The sequence below is a fragment of the Christiangramia sediminis genome (assembly GCF_020552705.1).
GTDB lineage: Bacteria > Bacteroidota > Bacteroidia > Flavobacteriales > Flavobacteriaceae > Christiangramia > Christiangramia sediminis.
Window position 1 is genome coordinate 403,781 of record NZ_JAJBZG010000005.1, and the last position, 16,330, is coordinate 420,110.

The following is a 16,330-nucleotide window of genomic DNA, read 5'->3' on the forward strand; positions in this document are numbered from 1 at the left end:
TAAATGGCAACGGTGCTTTCTACAAAAAAACTGGCTCTTAATCAGAAGGAATTATTGCTTAATAGCGGAATTGGACTTGTTGAGTATGATGCTATTTCCATTAAGTTTATTGATTTCAGTTTAGTGGATCATAGCATTCAAAATGTAATTTTCACCAGTAAGAATGCCATTAAAGCAATCCTTTCAAAAAATATAAAGGTCGAAAATTGTTTTTGTGTGGGAGAAAAAACTTCTGCCCTTGCTTTGGAAAAAGGTTTTAATGTTTTGGAGAAGTTTGACAAAGCAAAAGAACTGGCCTTAAAAATAATCAAGGAATACTATCAGAAAGAATTTCATTTTTTTAGCGGAAACATTCGCCGGGAAGAACTTCCGGAATTACTGAAAAATAATAATATAAAATACACCGAGACCACAGTTTATGAGACTGAATTGAATCTGAAGAAATTCGAATCTGAGTTTGACGGAATTCTATTTTTCAGTCCCAGTGGAGTAGAAAGTTTCACGAATCAAAATCAGCTGAAAACCACTGTTTTTTGCATTGGGGAAACCACCGCTTCCGAAGCAAAAAAACATACAGAAAAGATCATTGTCGCCACAAAACCGACCATAGAAAATGTGATCGCAAAGGTGGTCTCAACTTTAAAGAATAAATAAAAACCAGGAAATGATAAAGAACGACCTGTTACTAAAAGCATTAAAAGGAGAATCTGTAGAACGTCCGCCAGTTTGGATGATGAGACAGGCTGGTAGATACTTACCAGATTTTATGAAATTGAAGGAGAAATATGATTTCTTCACCCGTTGCAGGACTCCGGAACTGGCTACAGAAATTACTGTAATGCCCATCAGACAAATTGGTCCCGATGCCGCAATACTTTTTAGCGATATTCTGGTGGTTCCACAGGCGATGAATATCGAGGTGGAAATGAAACCTGGTGTTGGCCCGTGGTTACCTAATCCCATAGATACTGCGAAAAAAGTGGAGCAGGTAGTGGTACCAGATGTGAATGAGGAATTAGGCTATGTTTTTGATGCCATCAAGATGACCAAGCAGGAATTAAATGATGAGGTTCCGTTAATTGGTTTTGCCGGTTCTCCATGGACGATCCTATGTTACTGTGTACAGGGACAGGGATCCAAAACTTTTGATAAGGCGAAGAGATTTTGTTTTATGGAACCTATTGCTGCCCATACATTACTTCAAAAGATCACCGATACTACCATTGCTTATTTAAAAGAAAAGGTAAAAGCCGGTGTAGATGCCGTTCAGCTTTTTGATTCCTGGGGTGGACTTTTGGAGCCTAAAGATTACCAGGAATTCTCATGGCAATACATGCAGCAGATCATAGATGCCTTAAAAGATGAAGTTCCTGTAATCGCTTATGGAAAAGGTTGCTGGTTTGCACTTAAAGAAATGTCTCAGTCTGGCGCTGCTGCACTGGGAGTAGACTGGACCTGTGAAGCAAGAAATGCGCGATATTTAAGTGGCGGACAGATCACCCTGCAGGGAAATTTTGATCCGGCGAGATTATATTCCAAGCCTATTGAAATAAAATATATGGTAAACGATATGATCAAAGCCTTCGGAAAAGACAGATACATTGCAAATCTTGGCCACGGAATTTTACCGGATATCCCGGTTGATAATGCGAAAGCATTTGTAGATGCCGTAAAAGAATATAGGTAGGTGATAAAAAAAGGGCTTAGAAATATATCTTTTAAAAACTCCCTTATGTTAGCCGGAGTATTTATCTCCAGGCCTTTTTTAATTCTTCCTACTTTCAATGCCACCTGGAAAACTATTGCTACCTGCAATGCATGCTTTGGTAAAAATCATCATGGAGAAACGAAAGCTAATGCATTTAGACATGCTCTGTGGAATTATTTGATTTGTACAGGTTCTTACAGGTTTTTAAATTCAATAGAAGCTTCAGTAGCCTGGAGTAAAAAAATAACCGACCTACACGAAGATCTTTCGCCCAATTCAGAAATTGCAAGAGCCATGGATCTTCATAATAATGCAATAGGGAGAAATTTTTTTGTTGAAAACATAGAATTTCAGGAGGATAATATTGAAAAATTACGCAAAATGACCAATAATGCGCTAAAAATTTATTCCATCGAAGATATTAAAGCTGCGGAAAAAGAGTTGGTTTATATAGAAGACTGAAATTTGAAGAAATGAAAGAAAGATTTTACCGATATATCCAGGATTTGCAAGACAGGATCACTTCCAGACTGGAAGAAGTTGACGGAAAGGCAAAATTTCAGGAAGATATCTGGAAACGTGAAGAAGGTGGTGGTGGTAGAACCAGGGTCATTGAAAACGGGGCCGTATTTGAAAAAGGCGGTGTCAATATTTCAGCTGTTTATGGTCCGCTTGCCCCGGCAATGCAGAAATATTTTAAAGTGGGAGATGTAGATTTTTTTGCCTGTGGTCTTAGTTTGGTGCTACATCCTAAAAATCCCATGGTTCCAACCGTACACGCGAACTGGAGATATTTTGAAATGTATGATAAAGACGGTACCGTAATAGACCAGTGGTTTGGCGGAGGTCAGGACCTTACCCCCTATTATCTTTTTGAAGAAGATGCCCGTCATTTTCACAAGGTTTCCAAAACTGCCTGTACACCGCACGGATTTTCATTATATACAGATTTTAAGCAAAAATGCGATGAATATTTCTGGAACTCCCACCGGGAGGAAGCCAGAGGGATCGGAGGATTATTCTTTGATTATTTGAAAGGTGACAGCCATATGAAGATCGATGACTGGTATAATTTTGTAACCGACGTTGGAAATTCTTTCCTGCAAGCCTATGTCCCTATCGTTAAACGCAGAAAAGAAATGTCATACACTGCAGAAAACAGAAAATGGCAGGAAATAAGAAGAGGCCGTTACGTAGAATTCAATCTTGTTCATGATAAAGGAACCCTGTTCGGATTAAAAACCAACGGCAGGATCGAGAGTATCTTGATGAGTTTGCCTCCGCATGTTCAATGGGTCTATGATGATCATCCCGAAGCCGGAAGTGAAGAAGATAAACTTTTAAAAGTATTAAAAAATCCAAAAAGCTGGGTTTAATCTTAATAGCTATAAGTTTTAAGCGGTAAGCTTTAAAAGAATAACTATGGTTGATTATAGAAATTACACTGTTTGGAAAAAAGCTCATGCTTTAGTCTTAGATGTCTATAAAACGACCAGAAATTTTCCATCTGAAGAAAAATTCAAATTAATTTCACAAATGAATAGAGCAGCTCTTTCCATTCCAACTAATATTGTTAAAGGCTGTGGCAGGGAAACTCAAAAGGAATTTTTGAGGTTTTTACATATTTCTTCAGGTTCTGCTTTTGAACTGGAATATCTCATTTTAGTTTCCAGCGAACTTCAATTTATTGATTTAGAAAACATCACAGAAACTAACGGCTCAAATAGCAGAAATCAAAAAAATGCTGTTTGTTCCAATTCAGAAAATTAAATCTACTCACTAATCCAGCTTAGAGCTTACAACTTAATACTTATAATTATGTATCCATTACGCAGAAACAGAAGATTAAGAACCAACGAATCTATAAGATCTATGGTTAGAGACACTATCATCTCTCCAAATGATTTTATCGTGCCCTTATTTATAGTCGAAGGAAAAAATGTCAAGGAAGAGATCGCTTCCATGCCGGGATATTACAGGTATAGTCTGGACCTCATTGAGAAGGAAGTTAAAGAACTATGGAATATGGGTCTTAAGTCTGTTTTGCTTTTTGTGAAGGTTTCTGATGATCTAAAAGATAATGCCGGAACTGAAGCAATAAATCCGGAAGGTTTAATGCAACGTGCAGTGAAAACTGTGAAAAATGCCGTACCTCATATGATCGTGATGACCGATGTCGCGCTTGATCCCTATTCTGCCTACGGCCACGACGGAATTATAGCTGATGGAAAAATTCTCAACGATGATACAACGGCCGTCCTTTCTGGAATGGCACTTTCTCATGCAAAAGCAGGGGCCGACTTTGTTGCCCCAAGTGATATGATGGATGGCAGAATATTTGAAATTAGAAGTTTACTGGAAGATGAAGGTTTCCATGATACTGGAATTATGAGCTATTCTGCGAAATATGCCTCTGCATTTTACGGGCCGTTTCGCGATGCTTTAGACTCAGCTCCGGTAGAAGCTCAAAATATTCCTGGAGATAAAAAGACCTATCAGATGGATCCTGCCAATCGCGACGAGGCGATCAGGGAAACGCTCATGGATATCGAGGAAGGTGCAGATATAGTGATGGTGAAACCAGGATTGTGTTATTTGGATATCGTTAGAGATATTAAAAATGCGGTAAATGTGCCGGTTGCTGTGTATCAGGTAAGTGGTGAATATGCTATGATCAAAGCTGCTTCTGAAAAAGGCTGGCTGGATCATGATGCGGTCATGATGGAACAATTAACCGCCATTAAACGTGCCGGAGCCAATATGATCGCTTCCTATTTCGCAAAAGAGGCCGTTAAATTAATTTCCTGATTGCCTGAAAAATATAACTAAATTTTTCAGCTGCGAATTTGTTTTCTCAGTACGTTTGTAAGGTGAAAAACAGAAAATCTTTTCTTCTTAATATTTTCCTGCTGCAGGTTTTATTACTGGCCTCAGCCACCAATGCTTTTGCCTATTCTGAAACCACTTTAGACTTTGATTCCAGAAAAGGGGAATTTTTTAAGGCAGATCAGAATAAAAAAGCGATCCATTTTGAGGAAAGTATTTCTGAAGCCTATTTTCAGACTTCTTCTGAAAATGAAAACAATTATTTTCACTCCTATTCCAATCTGGAAGTTGGATATGACTTTATTGGGAAATATTCTGAAAACCGATTGTCTTCAGAATTTCAACCCAACGGCAGGCATATTCTAAAAACACAGATTTATCCGTTCCATTCTTTCTGGTAATTAAACAGCAGATTTTCGGCTTTTAAAAGCAAAAAATGATCCCGCGCAACTCTGCGACAGGGGTTCTGTTCAATTTCCTAAATAATAAATAAAATGGATAAATCATCATTAATGATAGGCATAGCGCTACTGCTAGTTTTTATGTTACCTATACTCTATGTTCTAATAAAACAAAAATCAAGAGAAGCAAATTTCAAAAGAGAACTGAATAAATTAGCTTCTGCAAACGGATTAAAACTTGACAGATTTGAAACCATAGGTCACCTGAGTCTTGGCCTGGACACTTCCAGTAAAAAACTGGTAATCATAGATCCCAAAACAGAAGTAGATCATGAAGTCATAGACCTCAAGAAGGTGAGGCAGGTTTCTCTCGCTAAAAAAACCTTACGTGAATCTTCTAAAGAAAGAATTATTCACCTGGGTCTGGAAATTGCCGATCAAAACTCTGCCAAGATCACCGAAATCGTCTTTTATGATGAAGATGATTATGAGAGTACAGATGCAGACATTCGCCTGCAGGAAGCAAAAAAATGGGATGATTTGCTTCAAAAGAATCTGGCATTTAATTCATAGTGAATTCAATCAGAAATAAGCCTTCCTTAAATCAGGAGGGCTTTTTAATCTCCTTTTATCATTTCTTTGTAAAAAAATGCTTTCAGAATATATAAATTAGCCAGTCTAACAGACAATTAAGTATATGGGCTTGTTAATCACGTTTGCCGTTTTATCAATTTTCTTTTCTTTTATGTGCTCAATACTGGAGGCTTCGCTGCTTAGTATTACACCATCTTTTATAAAGATTAAAAGGAAAGAAGGTAAAGCTTATGCTGATGTACTTGCGCATTTAAAGCAGGATATAGACAAACCCTTGATCGCCATTCTTACTATTAATACCATTGCCCATACGGTAGGGGCAATTTTAGTAGGTGTACAGGCAGAAAAAACCTTTGGGGATGGTGGTAATTCTGTGGGAATAGTCTCGGCGGTTATGACACTTGCTATCCTGGTGCTTTCAGAAATTATCCCGAAAACTATTGGTGCCACGTACTGGCAGTCTCTGGGGAATTTTACAGCAAAATCACTAAAAATCATGATCTTCCCGTTGAAATATACCGGTATTCTCTGGCTTATGATGCTTACCACGAAACTAATAGGTAAATCTGCTCATGTGAGCAGTATGAGTAAAGAAGAATTTGCTGCGATTACCGATGCTGCGGAAGAAGACGGGGTTTTTGAGGAAAGTGAAACCACGGTCATTAAGAATTTGCTTGTCTTCAAATCTGTGGAAGCGAAAGATGTTATGACGCCATTTTCAGTAGCTATGACTGAAGATGAGAGTATGTCTTTACAGGAATTCCATAGAACCCATAAGAGCTTAAAGTTTTCAAGAATTCCCGTCTACAGGGATAAATCGAACAATGTTTCCGGTTTTATTCTCAAAGATGATGTGCTGGAACATATGATCGAAGAAAGAGGAAAACAACCTTTAAGCAGCATTAAAAGAGAAATCCTGGTCACTAAAGATAATACTCCAATTCCCGAACTATTCGAGATCTTCGTTCAAAAAAGGGCGCATATTTCCATGATCGTTGATGAATATGGAAATGTTACCGGGATTGTAACCATGGAGGATATCATCGAGACCCTTCTGGGGCTTGAAATAATGGACGAGAGCGATAATGTTGAAGACATGCAGATGCTAGCCAGGAAAAACTGGGAAAGGCGCGCTAAACGCCTTGGACTCATCCAGCGAAAACAAGACCAGGAAACTGAAAACACTCCCGAAGAGGAAGATAAATCAAATGAAGAAAGCAAGAATTAAAACCCCTTTAGGAATTGCTGAATTATGTGGTGATGAGAATGGACTTTCTTCGGTCAAAGTAATGGACGTAGGAGATCTTTCTTCTGAAATCCCCGGTGAATTAAAATTACCTATAGAACAACTTCAGGCTTATTTCATTGGGGACTTAAAAGATTTTGATCTTAAACTGAATCCACAGGGAACCGACTTTCAGAAAAAAGTCTGGAAAAAGCTTATAGAGATCCCTTATGGGACTACAACTTCCTATCTAAAACTTTCCAGAGATCTCGGGAATGAAAAAGCCATAAGAGCTGTGGCTTCTGCCAATGGGAAGAATCCACTCTGGATCATCGTTCCATGCCACCGGGTGATTGGAAGTGATGGTTCATTAACCGGTTATGCCGGTGGACTGCATCGCAAAAAATGGCTCCTTGATCTTGAAAATCCACCAAATCAGCAGAGTTTGTTCTAAAAGTGCTATTTTAAGATTATGAAAAAGTTTTTCAAGTTTTTAGCCTTCATAATTCTTGGCCTCCTAATTATATCCCTCTTCCTGTATGCTTTAGGATATGAGTATATCTTTAAAGCAGTGAATACCACCTATCTCACTGGTCATAAAACAGCCTTTATAGACGACTATCCTTATTTTGACAACCATGTGATCCATAATTCTGAAAAGATTAAGGAATGGCCTTTAAAAAAAGACTACAATCAGACTGAAGCTTCCTCTAGCCTGGATAGCCTGAATAAAGAACTGGAAACAGCTGCTTTTCTAATTATTAAAAATGATAGTATCTGGTTTGAAAAATATTACAACGGCTATGATCAAATGTCTAAGACCAATTCTTTTTCAATGGCCAAGAGTATCGTCACTGCTTTGATGTACAAGGCTATCCAGGATGGATATTTGGAAAACACAGATCAAGCCGTTTCAGATTTTTTTCCGGAATTTGACGAGAGATTAACGCTTGGAGATCTTTCCTCTATGTCTTCAGGGCTAAACTGGAATGAAAATTATTACAATCCGTTTGCGTCTACTGCCCGGGCATATTTTGATGAAAATATCCGGGAACAGGTCATGGACCTTAAGGTAGTGGAAGAACCTGGCAAAGAATTCAAATATCTAAGCGGAAATACGCAATTGCTGGGGATGGTTATAGAAAAAGCTACGGGAAAAAGCTTAAGTGAATATTTAAGTGAAAGCTTCTGGAAACCGTTGGGTATGAATGATTATGCTCTGTGGCAAGTTGATAGCGAGGAATCGGGTATGGAGAAAGCTTATTGCTGCATATCCAGTAATGCCCGTAATTTTGCAAAACTTGGCAAGCTGTTTATCAATTATGGAGAATGGAACGGAGAACAACTTATAGATTCAGCCTATATCGCTAAAGCCTCAAAACCCAGGTTTAAAGCCACTCCTCATTACGGATATGGTTTTTGGCTAAGTAATTATAAGGATAAGGAAATTTTTTATATGCGTGGTGTTTTAGGCCAGTACGTTATAATGATTCCTGAAGACGAGCTGGTAATTGTTAGGCTGGGCAGAAAACTTATTAGAAGTGAGGAAGGCGATAAACATTACCAGGACTTTTATATGTATATTGATGAGACTTATAAAATGTTAGATCATGCTTCATAAACTCAACCTGGAAAATGTCCTTTTTCTGGATATTGAAACTGTCCCGGAATTCAGGAATTTCTCTGAACTTGATGAAGAGAAAAAAGTACTGTGGGAAGAAAAATCCAAATATCAACGCAAAGATGATTACACTGCAGAAGAATTCTACGAAAGGGCAGGAATATGGAGTGAGTTTGGGAAGATCATTTGTATTTCGGTAGGGTTCTTTAGTTTCCGAAATGGGAGCAGAAAATTCAGACTTACCAGTTTTAAAGGAGAAGAAGAGAAACTGCTCCACGAGTTCACCGCTTTACTGGAAGAATATTTTTTTCAGCCTTATCATTTGTTATGCGCCCATAATGGGAAGGAATTCGATTTTCCTTATATCGCCAGGAGAATGCTTATCCATAATATGCGGCTACCTTCAAAACTGAATCTCTTCGGAAAAAAACCCTGGGAAGTACCTCATCTGGATACCCTGGAATTATGGAAATTCGGGGATTATAAACATTATACTTCACTAAAGCTTTTAACCCACGTTTTAGGTATTCCCTCCCCAAAAGAAGATATAGATGGTTCCATGGTGCGGGAAGTGTTTTATGAAAAAGGTGAATTAGACCGGATCGTGGAATATTGTGAAAGAGACGTGATTGCCATAGCCCAGGTGATCTTAAGGCTTCGTCAGGAAAATCTACTCAGTGAATCTGAGATCGTTTCAGTATAAATTATTCTTAAAATATTGTTATTCAGAAGTGAAGATGTACCTATTCCCTCACTAAATGTGTAACTTTAAGTAAACCAATAAATTCTTTTTTATGTATTTATATATTGAAATGTGGAATGTTACCACCAAGTGGATGAAACTGGATCATGATGATAGAAGAAAGCTCATGGATAACATGCATGGCAGGATCAAGAATATGAAAGCAAGTGGCGTGGAAAACCTTGGTTGGGCTAGAAATGACGAACACACACCTTATAGAAGCGATTACCGTTATATGACGGTATGGAAAATGCCTTCTGTTGAAGAAGTAAAAGTTCTTGAAAGCAATCTGGAAAAAGTTGGATGGTATGAATATTTCTCCCAGGCCAATTCCAGAGGAGAAATTATCTCACAGGATAATGCCATTGACTTCTTAGTGAACATCGAGGAAACTTCGACTTCAATGTCTTAGTAAATAAAAAAGCCGGAATTTAAATTCCGGCTTTTTTACTTAGTTTAATTGCATCTCGGGTATTTCTCCCTCTACAATAAGTTTTCCTTCGGTTGCAGCCTGTATTTCCTCCACACTCACACCAGGTGCCCGTTCAAGCAACTTAAATCCGTCTTTAGTTACTTCCAGAACCGCAAGATTTGAAACTATTTTAGTTACACAGCCTACCCCGGTTAAAGGAAGCGAACATCTTTTTAAAAGTTTTGAGTCTCCAGCCTTGTTGGTATGCATCATCGCGACGATGATATTTTCTGCTGATGCAACAAGATCCATAGCTCCTCCCATACCTTTTACCATTTTTCCAGGGATCTTCCAGTTGGCAATGTCACCATTTTCAGCTACTTCCATGGCTCCAAGGATGGTAAGATCTACATGCTGACCTCTAATCATTCCAAAACTTAGTGCTGAATCAAAAAAACTTGCTCCTGGCAAGGCCGTTATCGTTTGCTTCCCGGCGTTTATAAGATCTGCATCTTCTTCCCCTTCAAATGGAAATGGACCCATCCCGAGAATTCCGTTCTCACTTTGAAATTCAACCTGTATATCGTCCCTCACAAAATTGGCCACCAAAGTTGGAATTCCAATTCCGAGGTTTACATAATATCCATCTTTTACTTCTTTAGCTATTCGTTTAGCTATCCCGTTTTTATCTAACATCTTTTAATTTGTTAATTTGAGAATTCGGCAATTTGAAAATTATTTGGTACGAACAGTACGTTGTTCAATTCGTTTCTCATAATCCTTCCCCTGGAAAATTCTCTGCACAAAAATCCCCGGGATATGGATGTGATTCGGATCCAGTTCTCCCGGTTCCACAAGTTCCTCAACTTCTGCAACCGTAATTTTTGCTGAACCGCACATCGCAGGATTAAAGTTTCTTGCCGTTCCTTTAAAGATCAGGTTTCCGGCCTTATCACCTTTCCATGCCTTTACGAATGCAAAATCAGCTTTAAAAGCTTCTTCGAGAACATACATTTTTCCGTCAAATTCCCTGGTTTCCTTTCCCTGCGCAACTTCAGTACCATAACCTGCAGGAGTATATATTGCAGGAAAACCCTGTTGTGCCGCCTGGCATCTTGCGGCTAATGTTCCCTGCGGTATCAGTTCAACATCAAGCTCTCCACTTAACATTTGCTTTTCAAAAATGGCATTCTCTCCTACATAAGAAGAAACCATTTTATCTATTTGTTTTTTGTGTAATAATTGTCCCAGGCCGAAGTCATCTACCCCGGCATTATTGGAGATACAGGTAAGATTTTTAAGATTAAGTCGAACAAGTTCAGAAATTGCATTTTCAGGAATTCCGCATAAACCGAAACCACCAAGCATAAAAGTCATTCCGTCCTTAACACCTTTTACAGCATCCTGTACATTATCAACAGTTTTTATGATCATTTTTTTCAGAATTTTACCCGAAAATACGAAAATAAAAATGTGGTCACAACGAAAGTATGTTGGGAATTAAACTATAAAGAATATTACAGGGATTTTTTTATGAAAAATCTAAAAATCAAGCTCATCTGGCACTGAATCATCAGTATTCTGTTTAGCTCCGTAATTATTACAATTCACTTCGATACTTAGATTTTCGGGTCTTTCAAAACCTTCTTTTGAAACTTTAAGCTCTTCATCTGCATATACATCTTTCATATACATTCCCCAGATAGGCAATGCCATGGTAGCTCCCTGACCGTAGGTAATTCCGGGGAAATGAACGGCACGATCTTCGGCTCCTACCCATACGCCGGTAGCAAGATCTGGAACCATCCCGATAAACCAACCATCACTCTGATTTTGAGTAGTTCCTGTTTTTCCGGCAATAGGATTTTTAAAATCATATGGATAGCCTGTAACTGCCCTTTCATAATCCAGTCTGCCTTTGGCCCAGGTTCCTCTCAATCGAATACCAGAACCAGACTGGGTGACCCCTTCAAGTAAAGTAGTAGTTACATATGCTGCTTCTTTACTTAAAACATCCCTGGTTTCAGGCACATGTTGATAAAGTACTGTTCCATTTTTATCTTCGATACGATTTACCAAAACGGGTTTTACATAGACTCCCTGATTAGCAAATGTGCTAAAGGCTGAAACCATTTCAAACAAACTAAGATCGGCTGTTCCAAGAGCAATAGAAGGTACTTTAGGAATATTTGACACATCTACCCCCAGCTTTTCTGCCAGGTCAATAACCGGCCCCGGGCCTGTTTTATCAATCAGTCTTGCCGTAACGGTATTTACAGATCCTGCAAGAGCGTCCTTTAAAGAAATCATCCCTTCATAACCATCATTACCAGCATTCTGTGGAGACCAGTCGTTTTGATTGCCATGTTTACCTGCTTCTATAGTAAATCGTGCTCTTGGCAAAGTATCACAAGGAGAAAATTTTAACTGATCTATCGCCGTAGCATATACGAATGGCTTAAAGGTAGATCCAACCTGCCTTTTACCCTGCTTAACATGATCGTATTTGAAATGCTTGAAATTCGTACCACCCACCCAAGCTTTTACTTCACCTGTTTGTGGCACCATAGACATCATTCCGGCCTGAAGAAAGGATTTATAATATAAGATAGAATCACGAGGTGTCATTACAGTATCAATAGTTCCTTTCCAACTGAACACGCGCATCTCGGCATCCTCTGTAAAAGATTTTCTTATCTCTTCTTCAGATTTTCCCTGCGCATTCATTTTTCTCCATCTTTCAGAACGCTTCATAGCACTTTCTATAAGGCTTTCCACTTCGCTTTTATCTATATCCCTAAATGGGGCGGTAGGATTATTCACATTCTGGCGGTCAAATTCTTTTTGAATATGAGAAATGTGTTTAGTCACGGCGTCTTCGGCATACTCCTGCATCTTAGAATCTATACTGGTGTATATTTTGAGACCGTCGCTAAAAAGACTGTATTCACTCCCGTCTGGTTTAGGATTTTCTTCGATCCAATCCCTCATAAATTTTTGCAGGTAGGCTCTAAAATAAGTGGCCATCCCTTCATCGTGACCTTCCGGGGTGAATTCGATCTTCATGGGTAATTTCTGAAGAGAATCCATTTCCTGTTCAGAAATAAAACCATTACGGTTCATCTGTTCAAAAACCTGATTTCTTCTATCTTTCACCATCTCCGGTCTCCTCATAGGGTTATACAAGGCAGAATTTTTGAGCATTCCCACTAAAACAGCCGACTCTTCTATCTTAAGATCTCTGGGCTCTTTATCAAAATATATTTTGGATGCTGAACGTATTCCTACAGCCTGATAAATAAAATCATACTTATTAAAATACATCGTGATGATCTCTTCTTTGGTATACTGTCTTTCCAGCCTGGTAGAAATCACCCATTCCTTTACTTTTTGAAAAACCCTTTCTATATCATTTTGCGCAACATCTTCAGTAAAAAGTTGTTTCGCTAACTGTTGGGTAATTGTACTCGCTCCGCCACGGGTTCCAAGATAAACCGCTGCCCGAACTGTTCCCTTTGCATCTATACCCGCATGTTGATAGAAACGCTCGTCTTCTGTCGCAACCAGTGCCTGAACCAGGTGCTCAGGAAGGTCGTCATATTTTATAGGAGTCCTGTTTTCGCTGTAGTATTTTCCTAAAGTCTCACCATCTGAAGAAAATATTTCGGTAGCGAGATTAGTTTCGGGGTTTTCAAGCTCTTCAAAGGTTGGCATTTTGCCAAATGCTCCCCAGCCTGCAAGTAAAAACACAAAAATAGCTACAAGAATTCCTATTCCGAAAAGTGTCCAGAAGCCTACAATATACTTTCGATTACTATGTGCAGGTTTTTTAGTTTTTTTGGGTGTGCGGGCCATTATATTTTAAGAAAATTAATTGTCACTTTTTTCTATTCTGAAACCAACATCTGTGATTCCTTCCAGTTCCTGAATTCCGTCTACTTCACCATTCTTACGCATTGCCTGCTGAATACTTACTTTGTAGGTGCCGGATTCTTCAAATCTAACGTTCTCTTTGTACCAGAGCTTATTCTCTTTCACATCACCAAATCCCGTGCCGAGCCATTCGCCATTTGGTTTGGTCATCTCATATTCCAAGGTATCACTGATCACTTTTCCCTGCGGAAATTTGATCTCAGTGATCAAAAACAAATTACTATACTTATAATCGTTATTGTTTCTAAGATTAATAAAAAGGTCATAAACCTTTGTAGAATCTATATTATTCAGCTCAAAATCAACCAGCGAATCTTTATGCCAACCTCGCATAGACTCATATTCATCGTACACCCGCTTAGAATCGCAGGATGAAAATATTACAATTGCAAAAATCAAAAAAGATACAGATAAAGCACTACGCATTTTTAGAATTTGAAGTATTCCCTTTGTGTTTTTTCCTTTTCTTATTTTTATTTCTTCGCTTTCGCTGTTGTTGCTTTGGCTTATCAAATCTGGTTAAGCTATCTTCACCAATACCGTCATTAAAGCTCTTCTGATCGGTTTCCGCTAATTCCAGATTCAAGGCGTATTCTTCTATACTTCCAACCGCTTCGTCCTTCTTATTTTTGGCAATGATCTTGTTCGCCTGTTCCGGAGTAAGCGTATGCCAGTTCATCCATTCCCCTTCATAAGCGTACCAAAGGAGGCCTTTAAAAATGTCAATTTTCTGACATACTGCCGTTCCCTTCTTCGTCTTTAACTTAACGTCGGTTTTCGGAAAAGATTTTAAAGCTTCCAGATAAGAATCCAATTCATAGTTCAAACAGCATTTCAACTTTCCACATTGTCCCGCTAATTTTTGCGGGTTTAGAGACAATTGCTGGTATCTGGCTGCAGAAGTGCTTACCGATCTGAAATCGGTTAACCAGGTAGAACAACAAAGTTCTCGTCCACAGGAACCAATCCCTCCAAGTCTCGCCGCTTCCTGGCGAAGACCAATCTGCTTCATTTCAATACGAGTATTGAATTCCCGCGCAAATTCCTTGATCAATTGTCTAAAATCCACTCGATCCTCAGCGGTATAATAAAAAGTAGCTTTTGAAGCGTCTCCCTGAAACTCAATATCGCTAATTTTCATGCTGAGTTTCAGCCTGATCGCTATTTGCCTGGAACGTTGCTGGATCTTATCTTCTCTGCTTCGGGCTTCCTGCCAAACATCGATATCTTTCTGGGATGCCTTTCTATAGATCTTAAGGACCTCTCCAGAATTTGGATCTTCCTTTTTCTTTTTCATCTGAACTCTTACCAGTTCTCCGGTAAGACTTACAATTCCCACATCGTGACCCGGGCTGGCTTCTGTAGCCACCACGTCCCCGATACTCAGACTTAAATTTTCAGTATTTTTAAAGAAATGCTTTCGGCCGTTCTTAAAACGGACCTCAACAAAATCGAAAGGTTCTGTACCTCCCGGAAGAGACATATTGGAAAGCCAATCAAAAACAGTAAGTTTATTACAACCGTCTGTTCCACAGGTTCCATTATTCTTACATCCTTTCGGCTGACCGTCTTTGCCGGTCGAGCAACTTGTGCAAGCCATATATTATATATATTGAGGAAGTCACTTTTTTGCGTGTGATATAAACATCCTTCTGTCCTACCTTCACGGTAATAATTGCAGAATCTCCTTCATCAACAATGGCTAAATTCCTAGCCTACACGCCTATAAAAAGCACCTCCTTGAGGTTCATAAAAATTTTCAACAGTAAATATACCAATTATTAATTGGCTCCACTATTTTAGAAAAGAAACCTATTGCTTAAATCGTAAAACTTCAGATCTTCCTTTTTTGAAAATCTTGTTGCTCGCTCCCTTACCTTTTCGAAGCGCTTTTTGCTCCTCGTAAGGTAAAGACGCTATTTCCCTGCAGGTATCTGAACAACAATCATTCATCTTTTCAGCGCATTCTTCACACTGAATAAAAAGTAAGTGACAGGCTTCATTGTCACAGTTCACATGAGTATCGCAAGCCTTGCCACATTGGTGACATTGGGCGATCACATCTTCTGAAATTCTCTCAGACCTACGATGATCGAAAACGAAATTCTTACCAATAAATTTATTTTCAAGCTTTTGACTCTCTACCTGGCGGGTGTATTCAATAATCCCGCCTTCAAGCTGATAGACATTCTTGAATCCGCGATGTTTATAGTAAGCACTGGCTTTTTCACATCTAATTCCGCCGGTACAATACATCACCAGGTTCTTATCTTCCTTATGCTCCTTAAGATCTTCTTCAATGATATCCAGCGAATCTCTGAAAGTATCCACATCTGGAGTAATGGCGCCCTGAAAATGACCAATTTCACTTTCATAATGATTTCTCATATCCACCAAGATCGTGTTTGGATCATTTATCAATTCATTGAATCTGGAAGCATCTACGTGAACTCCTTTGTTGGTAACATCAAATGTCTCATCATTCAATCCATCTGCAACGATCTTCGTTCTCACCTTAACTTTAAGTTTCAGGAAAGATTTTATATCGTGCTCAATGGCAATATTTAAACGAACATTTTCAAGAAAATAAATATCGTCCAGGAAAGCCTTGAATTCATTAAAGCGTTTTGCCGGAACCGACAATTGTGCATTAATCCCTTCATGAGCCACATAAATTCTTCCCAGCACATCCATCTGGTCCCAGGCAATAAATAAGTGATTCCTGAATAATTCGGGGTTTCCGATCTTTGCGTAAGCATAGAAAGAGAGCGTAAGCCTGTCTTCTCCGGCTTCTTCTAAAAGAGCTTCTCTTTCTTTAGCGCTCAATTTATTGTACAGTTGCATGCTATACTAATATTTTAAGTGTTA

General features: G+C 38.8%; 19 protein-coding genes. 13 read left to right on the plus strand and 6 right to left on the minus strand.

Features of this window, described 5'->3' with window-relative positions:
* Positions 1-3 precede the first annotated feature (3 nt).
* From LGQ90_RS11190 to LGQ90_RS11250, 13 genes are all read left to right on the plus strand, one after another.
* Positions 4-654, plus strand: coding sequence for a uroporphyrinogen-III synthase (locus tag LGQ90_RS11190; RefSeq protein WP_229341125.1), 651 nt, complete (start codon positions 4-6; stop codon positions 652-654).
* A gap of 10 nt (positions 655-664) precedes the next feature.
* Positions 665-1,687 (plus strand): uroporphyrinogen decarboxylase, encoded by a 1,023-nt coding sequence (gene hemE, locus LGQ90_RS11195; RefSeq protein ID WP_229341127.1) that lies wholly within the window; start codon positions 665-667, stop codon positions 1,685-1,687.
* Between the two features lie 45 nt (positions 1,688-1,732).
* Positions 1,733-2,170 carry a DUF6973 domain-containing protein gene (locus tag LGQ90_RS11200; protein ID WP_229341129.1) on the plus strand — a complete coding sequence of 146 codons (438 nt, stop codon included), beginning with the start codon at positions 1,733-1,735 and terminating at the stop codon, positions 2,168-2,170.
* Between the two features lie 11 nt (positions 2,171-2,181).
* Positions 2,182-3,084, plus strand: a complete 903-nt coding sequence (gene hemF, locus LGQ90_RS11205) for an oxygen-dependent coproporphyrinogen oxidase (RefSeq protein ID WP_229341131.1) — start codon at positions 2,182-2,184, stop codon at positions 3,082-3,084.
* A gap of 46 nt (positions 3,085-3,130) precedes the next feature.
* Positions 3,131-3,478: a four helix bundle protein gene (locus tag LGQ90_RS11210; RefSeq protein ID WP_229341133.1), complete on the plus strand. Its 348-nt coding sequence runs from the start codon at positions 3,131-3,133 to the stop codon at positions 3,476-3,478.
* A gap of 48 nt (positions 3,479-3,526) precedes the next feature.
* Positions 3,527-4,516, plus strand: coding sequence for a porphobilinogen synthase (gene hemB, locus LGQ90_RS11215; protein ID WP_229341135.1), 990 nt, complete (start codon positions 3,527-3,529; stop codon positions 4,514-4,516).
* Positions 4,517-4,578: 62 nt separating this feature from the next.
* The gene (locus LGQ90_RS11220; RefSeq protein ID WP_229341137.1) at positions 4,579-4,935 is read left to right on the plus strand and encodes a hypothetical protein; all 357 of its coding nucleotides are present in this window, start codon (positions 4,579-4,581) and stop codon (positions 4,933-4,935) included.
* Between the two features lie 93 nt (positions 4,936-5,028).
* On the plus strand, positions 5,029-5,508 hold the full coding sequence (locus tag LGQ90_RS11225) for a hypothetical protein (protein ID WP_229341139.1): 480 nt from the start codon (positions 5,029-5,031) through the stop codon (positions 5,506-5,508).
* 124 nt (positions 5,509-5,632) lie between these two features.
* Entirely contained in the window at positions 5,633-6,757 is a 1,125-nt protein-coding gene (locus tag LGQ90_RS11230) for a CNNM domain-containing protein (protein ID WP_229341140.1), read from the plus strand.
* Entirely contained in the window at positions 6,738-7,208 is a 471-nt protein-coding gene (locus LGQ90_RS11235; RefSeq protein ID WP_229341141.1) for a methylated-DNA--[protein]-cysteine S-methyltransferase, read from the plus strand. The genes LGQ90_RS11230 and LGQ90_RS11235 overlap by 20 nt, the downstream gene beginning before the upstream one ends.
* A gap of 18 nt (positions 7,209-7,226) precedes the next feature.
* Positions 7,227-8,375: a serine hydrolase domain-containing protein gene (locus LGQ90_RS11240; protein WP_229341142.1), complete on the plus strand. Its 1,149-nt coding sequence runs from the start codon at positions 7,227-7,229 to the stop codon at positions 8,373-8,375.
* A complete protein-coding gene (locus LGQ90_RS11245; RefSeq protein ID WP_229341143.1) occupies positions 8,365-9,078 on the plus strand; it encodes a 3'-5' exonuclease in 714 nt (237 codons plus the stop codon). The genes LGQ90_RS11240 and LGQ90_RS11245 overlap by 11 nt, the downstream gene beginning before the upstream one ends.
* Before the next feature lie 91 nt (positions 9,079-9,169).
* Positions 9,170-9,529: a DUF6616 family protein gene (locus LGQ90_RS11250; RefSeq protein ID WP_229341144.1), complete on the plus strand. Its 360-nt coding sequence runs from the start codon at positions 9,170-9,172 to the stop codon at positions 9,527-9,529.
* Positions 9,530-9,568: 39 nt separating this feature from the next.
* Here LGQ90_RS11250 and LGQ90_RS11255 read toward each other — a convergent pair whose 3' ends face one another.
* The 6 genes from LGQ90_RS11255 to trhO all read right to left on the minus strand — a co-directional run bounded on the left by LGQ90_RS11255 (position 9,569) and on the right by trhO (position 16,306).
* Positions 9,569-10,225 carry a CoA transferase subunit B gene (locus LGQ90_RS11255; RefSeq protein WP_229341145.1) on the minus strand — a complete coding sequence of 219 codons (657 nt, stop codon included), beginning with the start codon at positions 10,223-10,225 and terminating at the stop codon, positions 9,569-9,571.
* 39 nt (positions 10,226-10,264) lie between these two features.
* Positions 10,265-10,963: a CoA transferase subunit A gene (locus LGQ90_RS11260; protein ID WP_229341146.1), complete on the minus strand. Its 699-nt coding sequence runs from the start codon at positions 10,961-10,963 to the stop codon at positions 10,265-10,267.
* A gap of 108 nt (positions 10,964-11,071) precedes the next feature.
* Positions 11,072-13,384 (minus strand): penicillin-binding protein 1A, encoded by a 2,313-nt coding sequence (locus LGQ90_RS11265; protein WP_229341148.1) that lies wholly within the window; start codon positions 13,382-13,384, stop codon positions 11,072-11,074.
* A gap of 15 nt (positions 13,385-13,399) precedes the next feature.
* Positions 13,400-13,888 carry a gliding motility lipoprotein GldH gene (locus tag LGQ90_RS11270; RefSeq protein WP_229341150.1) on the minus strand — a complete coding sequence of 163 codons (489 nt, stop codon included), beginning with the start codon at positions 13,886-13,888 and terminating at the stop codon, positions 13,400-13,402.
* A complete protein-coding gene (locus LGQ90_RS11275) occupies positions 13,881-15,062 on the minus strand; it encodes a PSP1 domain-containing protein (RefSeq protein WP_229341151.1) in 1,182 nt (393 codons plus the stop codon). Before LGQ90_RS11275 ends, LGQ90_RS11270 begins: the two co-directional genes overlap by 8 nt.
* Positions 15,063-15,274: 212 nt before the next feature.
* The gene (gene trhO / locus LGQ90_RS11280) at positions 15,275-16,306 is read right to left on the minus strand and encodes an oxygen-dependent tRNA uridine(34) hydroxylase TrhO (protein WP_229341152.1); all 1,032 of its coding nucleotides are present in this window, start codon (positions 16,304-16,306) and stop codon (positions 15,275-15,277) included.
* Positions 16,307-16,330: the final 24 nt, after the last annotated feature.